This is a genomic window from Dokdonia sp. MED134 (genome assembly GCF_000152925.2).
In the GTDB taxonomy this organism is placed as follows: Bacteria; Bacteroidota; Bacteroidia; order Flavobacteriales; family Flavobacteriaceae; genus Dokdonia.
Genome location: NZ_CP009301.1, coordinates 638,397 through 653,652 on the forward strand (window position 1 = coordinate 638,397; position 15,256 = coordinate 653,652).

At 38.6% G+C, this 15,256-nt stretch carries 12 protein-coding genes; 8 read left to right on the forward strand and 4 right to left on the reverse strand.

All coding sequences use genetic code 11. The features are described 5' to 3' along the window. The first annotated feature begins 6 nt into the window (after nucleotides 1-6). The 6 genes from MED134_RS02780 (at nucleotide 7) to purB (ending at nucleotide 6,771) form a co-directional block, all read left to right on the forward strand. Nucleotides 7-948, forward strand: a complete 942-nt coding sequence (locus tag MED134_RS02780) for a glycerophosphoryl diester phosphodiesterase membrane domain-containing protein (protein WP_021778891.1) — start codon at nucleotides 7-9, stop codon at nucleotides 946-948. Continuing rightward, complete coding sequence (locus tag MED134_RS02785) at nucleotides 941-1,747, forward strand: DUF4129 domain-containing protein (protein WP_021778890.1); 807 nt, start codon at nucleotides 941-943, stop codon at nucleotides 1,745-1,747. The genes MED134_RS02780 and MED134_RS02785 overlap by 8 nt, the downstream gene beginning before the upstream one ends. Next, the gene (locus tag MED134_RS02790) at nucleotides 1,744-2,961 is read left to right on the forward strand and encodes a DUF4350 domain-containing protein (protein WP_021778889.1); all 1,218 of its coding nucleotides are present in this window, start codon (nucleotides 1,744-1,746) and stop codon (nucleotides 2,959-2,961) included. The genes MED134_RS02785 and MED134_RS02790 overlap by 4 nt, the downstream gene beginning before the upstream one ends. Continuing rightward, the gene (locus MED134_RS02795) at nucleotides 2,961-4,007 is read left to right on the forward strand and encodes an AAA family ATPase (RefSeq protein ID WP_021778888.1); all 1,047 of its coding nucleotides are present in this window, start codon (nucleotides 2,961-2,963) and stop codon (nucleotides 4,005-4,007) included. Before MED134_RS02790 ends, MED134_RS02795 begins: the two co-directional genes overlap by 1 nt. A gap of 8 nt (nucleotides 4,008-4,015) precedes the next feature. Beyond that, nucleotides 4,016-5,350: a DUF58 domain-containing protein gene (locus MED134_RS02800; protein WP_038600831.1), complete on the forward strand. Its 1,335-nt coding sequence runs from the start codon at nucleotides 4,016-4,018 to the stop codon at nucleotides 5,348-5,350. A gap of 77 nt (nucleotides 5,351-5,427) precedes the next feature. Next, a complete protein-coding gene (gene purB, locus MED134_RS02805) occupies nucleotides 5,428-6,771 on the forward strand; it encodes an adenylosuccinate lyase (RefSeq protein ID WP_021778886.1) in 1,344 nt (447 codons plus the stop codon). Between the two features lie 67 nt (nucleotides 6,772-6,838). Here purB and MED134_RS02810 read toward each other — a convergent pair whose 3' ends face one another. From MED134_RS02810 to MED134_RS02820, 3 genes are read right to left on the reverse strand one after another with little or no spacing between them, the layout of a single operon-like run. Further along, a complete protein-coding gene (locus tag MED134_RS02810) occupies nucleotides 6,839-8,185 on the reverse strand; it encodes a GntP family permease (protein WP_021778885.1) in 1,347 nt (448 codons plus the stop codon). A gap of 3 nt (nucleotides 8,186-8,188) precedes the next feature. After that, nucleotides 8,189-8,689 (reverse strand): gluconokinase, encoded by a 501-nt coding sequence (locus MED134_RS02815; protein ID WP_021778884.1) that lies wholly within the window; start codon nucleotides 8,687-8,689, stop codon nucleotides 8,189-8,191. Beyond that, complete coding sequence (locus tag MED134_RS02820) at nucleotides 8,689-9,591, reverse strand: DUF72 domain-containing protein (protein WP_021778883.1); 903 nt, start codon at nucleotides 9,589-9,591, stop codon at nucleotides 8,689-8,691. The genes MED134_RS02815 and MED134_RS02820 overlap by 1 nt, the downstream gene beginning before the upstream one ends. A gap of 176 nt (nucleotides 9,592-9,767) precedes the next feature. Here MED134_RS02820 and MED134_RS02825 point away from each other — a divergent pair, with 176 nt between their 5' ends. After that, nucleotides 9,768-10,523, forward strand: coding sequence for a hypothetical protein (locus MED134_RS02825; RefSeq protein WP_021778882.1), 756 nt, complete (start codon nucleotides 9,768-9,770; stop codon nucleotides 10,521-10,523). An 85-nt stretch (nucleotides 10,524-10,608) separates the two neighbouring features. Further along, nucleotides 10,609-13,695, forward strand: coding sequence for a WD40/YVTN/BNR-like repeat-containing protein (locus tag MED134_RS02830; RefSeq protein WP_021778881.1), 3,087 nt, complete (start codon nucleotides 10,609-10,611; stop codon nucleotides 13,693-13,695). Between the two features lie 80 nt (nucleotides 13,696-13,775). Here the strand turns inward: MED134_RS02830 and MED134_RS02835 are convergent, their stop codons facing one another. After that, a complete protein-coding gene (locus MED134_RS02835) occupies nucleotides 13,776-15,131 on the reverse strand; it encodes an NAD-dependent succinate-semialdehyde dehydrogenase (RefSeq protein WP_021778880.1) in 1,356 nt (451 codons plus the stop codon). Nucleotides 15,132-15,256: the final 125 nt, after the last annotated feature.

Consider the following 15,256-nt stretch of genomic DNA (forward strand, 5'->3'; position numbering starts at 1 on the left):
ATAAGAATGAGTATAAAAAAATACGTTGAGTTTAGAAAAAAACGTGAACTAGGTGATGTTATAAGTGACACATTTAAGTTCTTAAGGACTAATGCAAAACCACTTTTTAAAGTACTTGTACGCACCTGTATTATTCCGTTTATTCTACTCATCGTAGCAATAGGATTTTATACAAATGAGTCTTCTGGGGCAAACTTGATAGCAGCACTAAGTACTGAGAGTGATATAATAGGTTTTGTACTAGCCGGTTGTGGTCTTGCTATAGCTGGCATTATCTACAACTCTATGTTATATGGCAGTACTTCTGAATATATAAAAGCATATGTCGCAAGTGGTGAGGCACCTGAGACAGATCCTATTGTAGAGACTATAAAAAAGAAAACCGGAAGCTTTCTTGCTCTAGGTTTTGTAAACCTACTTATCGTACTTGGAGTTGCACTTATTCCTGCAGGTATTGGAGGATTTTTGATCGCCTCTGGATCTAATGCAATGGGCGTTATCTTATTATTACTTTTGTTTTTCCCACTGTTATATATTTATACAAAGCTTATGGTTATTTTTCCTGCAATGGTAAATAAAGAGCTTACCGTTGTAGCCTCATTAAAAGAAAGCTGGAGACTTGTAAAAGATGAGTGGTGGATGACCTTTATCACCGTTATCATAATGGCATTTTTAATAGGTATTATAGGTTTTGTCTTCCAGATACCTGTATTAATTTATACCATTATCAAAACATTTGCGGCTGTAGATGCTGGATCTATGAGTGACCCCACTGCTTTATATGACACCGTCTCTATAACCCTACAAACACTCGCTTCTGCTATGAATTATATATTATATGTAATACTTGCTATTGCTATAAACCTCATTTACTTTAACCTTAATGAGCGCAAAGACCAGTCTGGAAGCTTAGATCAAATAGACAGTATAGGTCGCACTAATGCATAGACAGCTCTTTCTTATTACGTTTTTCTTTATTTCGCTTTGCGCGAAAGCAACCATCGTACAACAAAATGAAGATGAGACAACCGCCGAAGAAATAGCTATAGAAGAAATAAATAGACCAGAACAAGTTTATAATGACCCTAGAGGCGTCATAATCTATGATGAAGAAAAAGTTACATCCTTTACCATAGATGAAGCTACATTAAGGGACTATCAAAACGACGATGAGTTTAATTACAAAGAAGCCATTCCAGAAGATACCTGGTGGACTCGCTTTAAACAAAAACTCAATGATATTTATAGCAGCTTTATAAGATGGCTCACTGGTGGTGATGAAGCATCTGGAGTATGGAGGTTTGTGGTAGAGATACTTCCCTACCTATTTATGTTTGGGCTCTTCGCCTTATTTGTCTATATATTTATGAAGATAGATAGTGGTTCTCTATTAATGGAAAATGTAAAAGCTCCCGAAGCCTTAATCTCAGATGATGAAGAACTCATACAGCGCCAAGACCTAAATGAGCTTATAGACCAAGCCATAAAAGATGGTAATTACAGACTCGCTATACGGTTTTATTACTTATTTATCCTTCAGCAATTGAGTACAAAAGACCTTATAGACTGGCAAGTTCAAAAGACGAACCACGACTATATCTTTGAGATTCAAAACACGCAGCTTCAGGGAGATTTTAGAAAAGTCACAGATATTTACGATTATATCTGGTACGGTAATTTTGAGGTAGATAAGACCGCTTTCGCGAAAGCGGAAACCCATTTTAAATCTATAAAAAATCAGTTATGAGTAATAAATATAAGGTTTTAGCCGGTGTGCTGCTCCTTGCTCTTGCTCTGGTGATTTATATGGAGTCTGGGGAGAAAGATGAAGTAAACTGGTTTCAGAGTTATTCTAAAACAGATAAAATACCTTACGGTACGTACGTACTGCACGACCTGCTCTCAAACAGCCGAACCCAAGATAATTTTAAGGAGGTGAGACAACCACCTTATGAGTTTCTTGATGATAGTACGACGGTCTCTGGCACCTATTTATTTATAAATCAATACATACTCTTTGACGAAGCCGAGTCAAAAAAACTACTCTCGTGGGTAAGTAAAGGTAACACGCTATTTATAGGTTCAAGAGGTATAGGCGAGACTATACTCGATACACTTAATTTAAGCACAGATTTATTTTATGATCTAGATAATCTACAACGTAAGCCTCTTGTGAACTTAGTTAACCCTGCACTACATCGCGAGCGCCCATTTTACCTAGATAGAGAAACTACAGCAGGTTACTTTGATCAAGTAGATACACTTGCTACAGTAGCCCTAGGAGAGTTTAGCCTTATGGTAGATAAAGACACGCTGCATATGGAGGAGCCTCGAGTAAATTTTGTCAAGCAGTCCTTTGGCGATGGAGAGATTCTCATACACTTAATGCCAGAAGTATTTACAAATTACTTTGTTTTAAGAGAAAACAATTATAAATACACTCAGAACGTTCTTTCATACATAGATCAAGAGAAAGATCTTTTATGGGATAATCACCATAAAAATGGTAAGACCGTTTACTCGAGTCCGTTGTATATTTTCTTAAGAAATAGATATTTAAAATGGGCGTACTACATCCTACTTATCGGTACGCTACTCTGGGTAATCTTTGAAGGAAGACGCAAGCAACGTGCAATACCTATTGTAAAACCATTACCTAACCAGACGCTTACTTTTACAAAAACTATTGCTGGTATGTACTTTGATAAAAAAGACCATAAGAGCATAGCCCTTCATCAAATTAATCACTTTCTAGAATTTGTACGAAGTACCTATAATCTAGATACCAATTTTATAAACGATGAGTTTATAAAAAAACTGGCGCTAAAGAGTGATAATACTCTTGAAGAAACGAGATTACTCATAAATTACATAGTATCCTTACGCTCTAGACAAGCACTTACTCAAGAGGAACTTTTAGAACTCAACAAACGCATTGAAGCATTTAAAAAACAAAACTAATGGACGATATCACACCACAAGATTCTGAGCACACTACAGATGGACTTCCACAAGAAAACGTACCACAAAGTGAAGGTATGGCTTTTGAGAATCGTATACCGCTAGAAGAATTACGCACTGCTGTAGAGGCAATACGAGCAGAGCTAGGTAAAATTATTATAGGTCAGCACGAGTTTATAGAGCTTCTTATTGTGGCATTGCTTAGTGATGGTCACGTGCTCATAGAAGGTGTTCCTGGTATTGCAAAAACGGTAACAGCAAAGCTATTTGCCAGAACACTTGATACCGCCTTTGGACGTATACAATTTACACCAGATCTTATGCCTAGTGATGTACTAGGTACCTCTATACTCAATATGAAAACTAGTGAGTTTGAGTTTAAGCAAGGACCTATATTTTCAAATATTGTACTTATAGATGAGATTAACCGTGCTCCTGCAAAAACGCAAGCAGCCCTCTTTGAGGTGATGGAAGAGCGCCAGGTTACTATAGATGGTACAAAGTACAAGATGGACCCACCATTTATGGTACTAGCAACACAAAACCCTGTTGAGCAAGAAGGGACGTATGCGCTTCCAGAAGCACAACTAGATCGTTTCTTATTTAAAATAAAAGTAGACTACCCTACCCTTGAGCAAGAGGTTGCCATCTTACAGAGTCATCACGATCGTAAGGGAGGTGCACCACAAGCTGCTATTGCATCTGTACTTGACCCTGCAAAACTTGCTGCCTTTAGAAAACAAGCACAAGAGGTGATCATAGAAGAGAAGATTCTTAACTATGTGGCAGAGATTGTTGTAAAATCACGTACACATCCTCATTTATACTTAGGTGGTTCTCCTAGAGCATCACTAGCTATTATGAATGCGTCAAAAGCATTTGCTGCAATCGCTGGACGAGACTTTGTTATTCCAGAAGATGTAAAACGTGCTGTAGTACCAGTAATGAGACACCGTCTTATTATGGCTCCTGAGCGTGAGATGGAAGGAATGACTACAGAACAAGTGATAGATATGATTGTACAATCTGTTGAAATACCTCGATAGTATTGGCCATTATTAGATTCATAAAGGGATTATTTTTACACCAGCGTCTATTTTATGGGCTGGCCGTACTAGCTTTGCTATACCTTCTCTCCTACTGGTTTCACGGCCTTTTTGGAATTACAAACATTTTATTATTGGTGTTTTTGCTTGTGGTATTTATAGAAACCCTAGTCCTCTTTCGCGGAAGCGGAAAAATTAATGCAACACGTGCGCTTCCAGAAAAGTTTTCTAATAGTGACGTTAATGAACTTAAGGTCACACTAGAAAATAAATATCCATTTTCCGTATCTCTTGATATTATAGATGAGATCCCAGTGCAGTTTCAAAAGCGAGACTTTAGTAAGCATATTAAGATACCAGCCAGGGAGTCTAGTTCATTTAGCTATACATTACGACCTACAGAGCGTGGAGAGTATGTTTTTGGACATCTTAATTTATACGCTAGCACAAAACTAAAATTAGTAAGAAGACGTTACCGTTTTGAGAAAGACCAGATGGTAAAGGTATATCCCTCTTTTATCCAGATGAAGAAATATGCCTTTCTCGCGCTAGATAATAGACTCACCTTACACGGTATGAAAAAAATACGCCGTATAGGTCACACTATGGAGTTTGAGCAGATTAAAGATTACGTACCTGGTGATGACGCGCGTACTATAAACTGGAAGGCGACGGCAAAGAGAGGAAGCCTTATGGTCAATCAGTTTCAAGATGAAAAGTCACAACCCGTTTATGCATTAATAGACGCCAGCCGGGTTATGAAAATGCCTTTTAAAGGACTAACCCTACTAGATTATGCCATAAATAGTACGCTTGCATTTTCTAACATTGCGCTTAAAAAGAAGGACAAGGTAGGTGTGCTCACCTTTGCCGAAGATGTGAAAAATCACCTCCCTGCTAGTAGCAAGAAAACCCATCTACAAACTATACTAGAGGTGCTTTATAATATAAACACTAAGTTTTTAGATAGTGACTATGGTGGTTTATACAATCAAGTAAAACGTAAGATCACACAGCGTAGTTTATTATTACTGTACACAAATTTTGAACATATTACTGCGCTAGAGCGACAGTTACCTTATTTAAAAGCGCTTTCGCGAAAGCATATTCTCGTCGTTATTTTCTTTCAGAATACAGAGTTAGATCAACTTATTACAAAACCCGCAACCTCCTTACCTGATGTCTATCATAAGACTATTGCTCAAAAAGCAGATTATGATAAAAAAGTAATGGTAGCACGTCTAGAACAATATGGAATACAAACCATATTAACAAAACCAGATGATCTCACCGTAAATACGATTAATAAATATCTAGAGATTAAAGCACGAGGTATATTATAATACTGCGATTTATCTCTCATAATTCGTTCAGACGGAGTCTAATTTTTATATTTGTCCCTTAACTAAACCCACAACAAATGTCGTTGTCACCACTTCAAGCCATCTCACCTATAGATGGTAGATATGCTTCAAAAACTGAAGCCTTAGTTCCTTTCTTTTCTGAAGCTGCTTTAATAAAATATAGAGTAAAAGTAGAGATTGAGTATTTTATAGCTCTTTGTGAGTTACCACTACCGCAACTTACCGGTGTAAATAAAAATATCTTTACAGACTTACGTGATATCTACCAGAACTTTACAATAGAAGATGCGCAGGCTATAAAGGATATAGAGAAGATAACAAACCACGATGTCAAAGCGGTTGAGTACTTTATAAAAGAAAAATTTGACGCTCTTGAGCTGTCAGAGTTTAAAGAGTTTATACACTTTGGACTTACTTCTCAAGATATAAACAACACTGCAATTCCTTTATCACTTAAGGATGCGATGAATCAATCTTACATCCCACAACTACTGGAAGTTGTAGATCACTTACGCCAGCTTGTTGATGAGTGGGAAAATGTACCACTACTGGCGCGCACACACGGGCAACCAGCCTCTCCTACTCGCTTAGGTAAAGAAATACAAGTCTTTGTAGTACGTATAGAAGAGCAACTTAACTTGCTTAATGATATCCCGAGCGCAGCAAAATTTGGTGGAGCTACAGGTAACTTCAATGCACACAAAGTGGCATACCCACATATAAACTGGAAAGCCTTTGGACAATCTTTTGTGCATGATACACTTAAGATGCAACACTCATTCCCGACTACTCAAATTGAGCACTACGACCATATGGCGGCACTCTTTGATGGATTAAAGCGCATTAATACCATTCTAATAGATCTTGACCGTGACTTCTGGACATATGTCTCTATGGATTACTTTAAGCAAAAAATTAAAGCGGGTGAGGTAGGATCTAGTGCAATGCCACACAAAGTAAACCCTATTGATTTTGAAAACAGTGAAGGTAACTTAGGTATTGCAAATGCAATTTTTGAACACCTTTCTGCTAAGTTACCTATCTCTAGATTACAACGTGATCTTACTGATAGTACGGTTTTACGTAATATAGGTGTACCATTAGGACACACACTTATAGGTTTACAGTCTACGGTAAAAGGTTTAAATAAACTCCTTATAAACGAAGCAAAAATCGCTGCAGATCTTGAAAACAACTGGGCAGTAGTTGCAGAGGCAATACAGACCATTTTAAGACGTGAAGGCTACCCTAATCCTTATGAGGCACTTAAAGAGCTCACACGTGTAAACAGTAAAATTACACAACAGTCTATGGCAGAGTTTGTAGATACTCTTGATGTAAGTTTAGATATCAAGAATGAGCTTAAAGCTATTACACCTCAAAATTATACAGGTATATAGTTTAAGAACGCTTTCGCGAAAGCGGAATTACAATAATAAAAGAGATGGCTATAAGTCGTCTCTTTTTTTATACTATAAACCAAAGCACTGTAGACACGACAAGTCCAACAATAGCAATAAGTGAGGACATTACCGTCCACGATTTAAAGGTTTCTTTTTCTGTAAGGCCAAGGTACTGTTTTACAAGCCAGAAGCCGCTATCATTTACGTGAGAAAAGATACTCGCACCAGAGGCTATGGCTATTACAAGCACAGCTAGTTGTGGTGCACTAGTCTCAGAGAGACCTAACAGTGGCGCGGTTATACCGGCAGCGGTAATCATTGCAACGGTGGCACTCCCTTGTAAAACACGGACAATAGCTGCGACGATAAACCCAAAAATTACAGGAGGAAAGATATCACTGCTCAAACTTTCTGCTATCATTTTACCGGCTCCAGTATCTATTAATATTTGTTTAAATGCACCGCCGGCACCCGTAAGTAATATAATAACTCCTGCTGGGTACAGTGATTTTGTAGATATATCTAATAATTCACTTTTAGAAAATCCTTTCTTTATTCCTAAAAAGTACCAAGCAACTAAATTTGCAATAATAAGCGCAACAAATGGGTGCCCCAGAAGATCTGCCCCATATATAAGCCAAGCTGGTAACTCCCCTTCTGCAAATAACGGACTATTAAGCACCGTGTTACATACTATTAAAAATATAGGGATTGCTATGATGAGTAATATGGTTCCAGCACTAGGAGCGTTATCTGGGACTTTCATCTCAGAAACCATATCTTCTGGTGTCTCGATATGCATTCTTTTTGATAAATACTTTGCAAGCATAGGCCCAGCAATTATAGCAGAAGGTATACCCGCTATAAAACCAAAGATGATGACATAACCTAAATCTGCTCCTAAAATTTCGGCGACGGCTATGGGACCTGGTGTAGGTGGTATAAATGTATGTGTGATGGCAAGTCCTGCAAGTAAGGGTATAGCATACAACAGTAATGACTTCCCTGTTTTCTTTTGTAATGCATAGATGATGGGGATAAGTATAATAAATGCTACATCAAAAAACACGGGTATCGCTACAAAGAAACCTGTAAGCATTACTGCCCAAGGAGACTTTTCTATCCCAAACTTACCTAACAAAGATGCTGCTAGCCTTTGAGCACCACCAGAACGTTCTAGTATGGCTCCAAATAAAGCTCCTAGACCTACCACAGTAGCAACAAAACCAAGGGTCCCGCCCATTCCATTCTTTACAGAATCTAGTATAGACGATGGTTGCATTCCAGCAATAACTCCTACGGAAATACACGTGATAAGCAATGCAAGGAAGGCTTGCATTTTTAATTTTAAAATAAGAAATAGTAATATTGAGATGCCTATTATAACAGCAAAGAGTAGTTGGTAATCCATAAATTATGCTTCTATTTCTTTTAAAATGTCTGTAAGTATTTGATCTGTACTTTGGTCAACAGATACTTTTATGCCGTATGACGGAACTTCAAGTGTATCAAATTGTGATTGTAATAATGAGGGATTAAAAAAGTGATTTTGCCTTGATGCAAGTCGCTTGCTTATAGTCTCAAAACTCGCATCAAGATAGACAAAGTTTTGTTTTGCTTTCGCGAAAGCGTTATTACTAAACAATCGCTCTCTATACACCTCCTTGAGAGCAGAGCACGCTAGGACTGCACCTTCTGCCTGTGACCACGTATTTATTTTAGTCGCTAGCACATCTAGCCACGGCCACCTATCACTATCTTGTAAAGGCTTCCCAGAAGCCATTTTATCAATATTTGCTTGTGGGTGAAAATCGTCGGCATCATAAAATGGTAGGTCTAGAGTCGCCGCAAGCTTTTTACCAATCGTGGTTTTACCACACCCAGAAACGCCCATAACTATATATACTACACTCATTAAAAAAGGGTGTTTGTCGTACTACTTGCACTTTGTGGTACGCGTAAATTAATCCCTAACGCAGGGTTGAGTCGCTCTATAAAATAGGCAAATAGTAAGGTGGACTCTTGCTCGATGTTTTGATGTATAAAAAAATGGATTTTACGTAGGCCAAGACTCACCCAGTAAGTAAGTCGCTCTACCCAAGCATCTAGTCGTGCATAATCACTAGGATGATTTGCCCCTACATAACGTATAAAGGCCTCTCCATTTGTTAACCTCATATGCATAATGTCTCGCCTTCCAGCAGTGTCTACCAGGACATTTGCCATATTATGCTCTTCTAGAAGGGTATATAATCGCTCTGCAGTATCTGGGTTATTAAACCAGTCTGTATGCCTAAACTCTAACGCGATGGGAAGCGCTTCTGGCCAGTGGTTTACAAAATTATCTACACGGTCAAAATCTTTGGGTTGAAAGTTATTGTGCATCTGTAAGAACACGGTACCCAGCTTCTCTTTGAGCATCGCCACGTGATCTACATACTCTGGGATAAAATCTTGAGCATCTATAAGTCGCTTACGGTGGCTTATCATATTTGTGATTTTTGGGAAGAATTTAAACCCCTCTGGCGCTTTAGTATACCACTTTTCAAACTGCTCTTTTGGGAACAGCCTGTAAAATGTAGCGTTGAGCTCTATACTATTAAACTGCTTTGCATAATATGAAAGCTCGTCTTTAGTTCCTCTGGGGTAAAAACCTTTGAGCTCTGCTTTATTCCATTTTGCACAACCTACATAGACTTCTACATTTTTGTTTTGCGCTTTCGCGAAAGCGTCCTCAATCACACCTCTAGTTGCAGGGTGATCTGGAGGTAAGGTAAAATCAATTAACTCTGGTTGCTCTACGGCGCCAAATTTCATACTCTTAAATTTTTATAATATGTTCTTTACTGTGACTAAAAATTTATCATATCTAAAGAACTACGGGTTTAAAGATAATGTAAGTACACAAAAGATGATATTTTATTGAATAACTTGTAACATTATGCGCTCTTAATAGTCTTATGTGCAAACAAGAATCATTAACACAACATCATATGAAAACTATCAAATTATTACTAGTTGCCGTTATCGTAAGTTTTACCACAATGGCACAGGCACAAACAGCCGAAGAAATCATTGCAAACTATTTTGAAAACACAGGCGGGATGGATGCCTGGAATTCTCTTGAAGCTCTAAAATTTGAAGGAGCGATAAAAGTTCAAGGTATGGAACTACCTATGACAATGATACAGACTAAAGAAGGAAAACAACTTTCTGTTGCAGAATTTCAAGGAATGAAGTTTTACCAAGGTGTTTTTGACGGTGAGACTATGTGGAATACAAACCAAATGACAATGGCTGCCGAAAAGAGTGATGCAGAGACTACTGCAAATGCAAAGCTAGAGATGAATGACTTTGGTGATCCATTTTTAAACTATGCAGATAAAGGGTATACCGTAGAACTTTTAGGTAACGAGACTATTGAAGGGACAGAAACTTATAAAATTAAACTCACAAAAGAACCTACAATGGTAGATGGTGCAGAAGTACCTACCGTAGCATACTACTATTTTGATATGGACAACTTTGTACCTATTGTAATAGAGCAAGATCTACTTACAGGTCCAGGTAAAGGAATGACAGGACAGACTAAGTTAAGTGACTACCAAGAAGCTGGCGGAATATATTTTCCTTTCTCTATTGTAGCTGGTGCAAAAGGGCAACCTGGAGGACAAGAGATTGTAATTAAATCTGTTGAAATTAATCCCGAAGTATCTGATGAGATGTTTGCTTTTCCAGAAGGGAAATAAAAAACACATATGACATAATCCCCAAGAAATCTTGGGGATTTTTTTAGCGCATATTTTAAGAAAATATCAATCCAAACCAACCCATATGAAAACTAAACACATCCTCCTAGGTCTGTGTATTGCTGCACTAAGCATACCTACCCAGGCACAAGAAATTGCCCTCAAGGGTAAAGAACTCTTTGGCGACATTACCGCTAGACAGATAGGGCCCGCGCTTATGTCTGGTCGTATTATAGATATGGAAGTTCACCCTACTAATGCTCAAATCATATACACCGGTACCGCAGGTGGTGGTGTATGGAAATCTCAAGATGGAGGTGCTAGCTACGCTCCTATTTTTGATGATCACATACAGTCTATAGGTCAAGTGGCTATAGACCCTACAGATCCAGATCAAACGGTATGGGTAGGTACAGGAGAAATATGGACTCGTAACTCAGTCTCTGTAGGAGATGGACTTTATCGCACAAAAGATGGTGGTAATAACTGGCAAAAAATACCAGGTTTTGATAACAGTGAGCGCATCTCTGGTATTGAGATAGATCCTAATGATGGTAATACAGTGTATGTAGGTGTGCTGGGTGCTTTATGGAGCGATAGTGATGATCGTGGTGTTTATAAAACAACAGATGGCGGTAAGACTTGGGAAAAAGTTCTTTACATAAATAATACGACAGGTGTTGCAGATCTTATTATGGATCCTAGCAACCCAAACACACTCTATGCTTCTATGTGGGAGTTTAGACGTACGGCTTGGGATTTTAACTCTGGTGGTGTTAACTCTGGGCTGCATAAATCTACAGATGGAGGTAAGACCTGGAAAAAAATACACAATGGTTTTCCAGAAGGTAAATTAGGACGTATAGGTGTTGCAGTAGCACCTAGTGAGCCTAGCATTGTTTATGCTGTAATCGAGTCAGAACAAGAAAAAGATAAAGGACTATACAGATCTGAAGATGGCGGAGCAAACTGGAAACGTACTAATGGAGACTTCTCACTTACTGTGCGCCCATTTTACTTTTCAAGAATAGTAGTAGATCCAAAAAATCCTGATGTAGTAGTAAAAGGTGGCCTTAGTGGTTCAATATCTCGTGATGGTGGTAATACCTTTAAACCTCTGGGTAATATGCACTCAGATATACACGATATTGTTTTTGACATAAACAATTCTGATATAATGCACGTGGGTACAGATGGTGGCGTATATCGCTCTTGGAATGGTGGTACAACAATGGAAATAGTATCTAACCTTCCTTTATCTCAATTTTATCACATCTCTGTAGATAATGCAGAGCCTTATAATATTTACGGTGGTTTACAAGACAATGGTTCTTGGTACGGTCCATCTTCTTCTCCAGGTGGGATTGAAGCTAGAGACTGGACACGTGTAGGTGTAGGTGATGGTTTTAGAGTACTACCCCACCCTACTAAGGACATACTATATTCTGAGATGCAAGGTGCAGATAATGTGTGGCGTTATGATATGAAGCGTAACTACACAAAAAATGTAAAACCACTACCTGCAAAGGGTAGCGCAGATCTACGCTTTAACTGGAACCCTCCTATGGCAACAAGTACACACCAGCCAGATCGCTTTTATATGGGGAGCCAGTTTTTACACGTGAGTGAAGATATGGGTGACACCTGGAAGGTAATCTCTCCAGATCTTACTACAAATGACCCAAAGAAACAAGAAAAAAACTCTGGAGGACTCTCTGCAGATAACTCGGGAGCAGAAACACACACCACGATATTTACCATTGCAGAATCACCTATAAATGAAAAAGTTATATGGGTAGGTACAGATGATGGTAATGTGCAAATAACACGCGACGGTGGTGCAAACTGGACTAATGTAGTTGCAAATATACCAGACCTACCAGCAAATACTTGGGTATACCACATAGAAGCATCTGTGCACGGTGAGGGTACCGCATACGCTGTTTTTGAAGGACACGCAAGAGGTGATATGAAACCTTATGTGTATAAAACTACAGATTATGGTAAAAGCTGGAAAAGTATAACAACAGATGATATTACAATGTTTGCCCGCAACATTCAAGAAGATTATGAAAATGAAAATCTACTCTTTTTAGGTGCCGAAGACGGATTATACATCACCGTAGATGGAGGTCTTAATTGGTCAAAATTTACAAATAACTTTCCAGCGACCGCTGTTCACTTTCTCGATTTACAAAAACAGACTAATGACCTTGTTGCTGGTACTCACGGCCGTGGTGTTATTATCATAGATGATATAAGTATCTTAAGAGATATCAAGCCAGAAATACTAGACAAGAATGTACACTTTTTTGATACTAAGCCAGGTACAATGGTAGAAGAAGGCGGTTTTGGCGGCGGAAGCACAGAGCTTGAGTTCGTGGGCCCTAACCCTGGAAACGCTCTCAAAATCAAATACTATCTAAAGAAGAGACACACCTTTGGTAAAATGACGCTTGCCATACAAGATATGGAGGGCAATGAGATAACAACGCTCGCGCCAGGTAAATCAAAAGGAATAAACATTGTCTCTTGGAACTATGCAAGCAAGTCACCTAAGCTTGCCGCGGCAAAGACATTTGCCTTTGGAGGGTTTACTCCAGTAAGAGTACAAGCAGGAATGTATAAAGCAGTCCTTAAAAAAGGTAAGGACACATATGAAACAACTTTTGAAGTAAAGAATGACCCAAAATCATTTATTACAGCACCAGAAAGAAAGGAGCAATATAAAACTTCAAAACAACTTTTTGATATTCAAGAAGACCTAGCCTATATGGTGTATCAAATTAACTTGATGTTAAACAGTGCTCAAGATGCCGTAGAGGCAAATGCAAAAGCAACAAAGGTTGCACAACCACTCATAGATGACCTCAATGAGCTTAAAAACACACTCGTAGTTACCACAGGTGATAACTACGTAGGTACTGCCCCACCACAACTTAGAGAAAAGCTAAGCACACTCTACAGTGATATTGCTTCAAACTATGAGGCGCCTAGTGCTGCTCAAAAAGAGAATATAAACTTACTACTAGAACGCTTTAATACTGCAAAAGCAGACTTTGAAAAGATTAAATCAAAACGCCTAGTGAAGTTTGAAAAATACTTAGAAAAGCAAGAAATGAAGCCAATTACCTTTGATACTAAAGAAGCCTTTTTAGATAGAAAAGAGTAAACGATAATCACTCATAAAAAATCCCGATGTGCAACTGCATATCGGGATTTTTATTTTTACGCTTTCGCGAAAGCGGATACCTATTTTATATAAACCGTTTTTTTATTTACAAACTCCTGTATACCATCTAGCGATAGCTCCCTACCATAACCTGAAATCTTAGTCCCACCAAAAGGTAAGTTAGGATTACTCTTAACCATATCATTTACAAATACAGCACCATCGTCAAAAAGTGGTATGAGCTTCTCTATGCGCGCCGTATCTTGAGTAAAAATTGATACTCCTAACCCAAAATCTGACTGGTTTACAAGATCTACAGCTTCCTGATCATCTGTAAATCGGGTCACTCCTATCACAGGCCCAAAGGTTTCTTCTTTAAAGATACTCATCTCTGGCGTTACTCCGGTAACAATCGTAGGCTCAAAATATGCTTTTTGCCTGTGACCTCCTACGAGCACTTTGGCACCAGCATCTACCGTAGCTTTGAGTTGCTCTTCAAGTTCTATAGCGAGGTCTTCTCGTGCCATTACTCCTATGTAGGTATCTTTATCAAGAGGGTCACCAGACTTTAGTTGTGTTACCGCTTTCGCGAAAGCGTCCATAAATTTATCATATACCTTATCGTGTAGTAAGAGTCTTTTACCAGCAATACAGCTCTGCCCCGTGTTTTGAAAACGCGCCTGAACACAAGTGGCAACTGTTTGCTCAAAATCACAATCATCAAAAACCACTAAGGCATTACTGCCTCCTAACTCAAGTACAGATTTCTTAATCTCACTAGCTGCTGTACTAGCCACGGCAGCACCAGCCGGTTTACTCCCAGTAAGAGTGATTGCCTTTATACGAGCGTCACGCACGATATTTTCTATACGGTCACTACCCACGGGCATATTTTGAAAAACGCCTTTAGGTAAACCTGCTCGTTCAAAAACTCTCTGGATATTCTGGGCGCTTTGCATCACATTACTAGCGTGCTTAAGTACTCCTATATTACCCGCCATAAGCGCAGGCGCTATAAATCTAAAAACCTGCCAGAAAGGATAGTTCCAAGGCATTACGGCTAGCACAACGCCTATAGGCTCATAACGTACATAACTTTTTGTAGCGTCTGTTTCTATAGTTTTTGGTGCGAGGTGATCTGGAGCATTATCTGCATAATATCTACATACCCAAGCACATTTTTCTACCTCGGCGATGGCTTGAGATATAGGTTTTCCCATCTCAAGTGTCATAGTTTTTGCGTAGTCCTCCTTATTTTTTTCTAGCTCTAAGGCAACATTGTGTAAATGCTCTGCACGTTCTGAAAAGCTTGTGGTACGCCATTCTAAATAAGTGTGCTGTGCTAAGGCAAGCGTTTCTTCAATTTCTTGAAGATTAAAAGCTTTAATTGTTGCAACTTCTTCGTTATTATATGGGTTTGTTGAAGTAATATTCATCGTCTATTTTTTTATAAAGTTACACCGCCTGTAAAGGATTGAGTGTATGGTTAAGAGCATTTTAACGCAACATAGGTAAAAGGTCTTAACAAAATGTGAATTGGTTTTGTTTTAAGAAAGTTTGC

Bases quoted from the DNA above. Each gene is read 5' to 3' on its own strand.
- purB (WP_021778886.1), top strand. From the start codon at position 5,428: ATGTCGTTGTCACCACTTCAAGCCATCTCACCTATAGATGGTAGATAT.
- MED134_RS02810 (WP_021778885.1), bottom strand. From the start codon at position 8,185: ATGGATTACCAACTACTCTTTGCTGTTATAATAGGCATCTCAATATTA.
- MED134_RS02815 (WP_021778884.1), bottom strand. From the start codon at position 8,689: ATGAGTGTAGTATATATAGTTATGGGCGTTTCTGGGTGTGGTAAAACC.
- MED134_RS02830 (WP_021778881.1), top strand. From the start codon at position 10,609: ATGAAAACTAAACACATCCTCCTAGGTCTGTGTATTGCTGCACTAAGC.
- MED134_RS02825 (WP_021778882.1), top strand. From the start codon at position 9,768: ATGAAAACTATCAAATTATTACTAGTTGCCGTTATCGTAAGTTTTACC.
- MED134_RS02795 (WP_021778888.1), top strand. From the start codon at position 2,961: ATGGACGATATCACACCACAAGATTCTGAGCACACTACAGATGGACTT.
- MED134_RS02835 (WP_021778880.1), bottom strand. From the start codon at position 15,131: ATGAATATTACTTCAACAAACCCATATAATAACGAAGAAGTTGCAACA.
- MED134_RS02790 (WP_021778889.1), top strand. From the start codon at position 1,744: ATGAGTAATAAATATAAGGTTTTAGCCGGTGTGCTGCTCCTTGCTCTT.
- MED134_RS02780 (WP_021778891.1), top strand. From the start codon at position 7: ATGAGTATAAAAAAATACGTTGAGTTTAGAAAAAAACGTGAACTAGGT.
- MED134_RS02820 (WP_021778883.1), bottom strand. From the start codon at position 9,591: ATGAAATTTGGCGCCGTAGAGCAACCAGAGTTAATTGATTTTACCTTA.
- MED134_RS02785 (WP_021778890.1), top strand. From the start codon at position 941: ATGCATAGACAGCTCTTTCTTATTACGTTTTTCTTTATTTCGCTTTGC.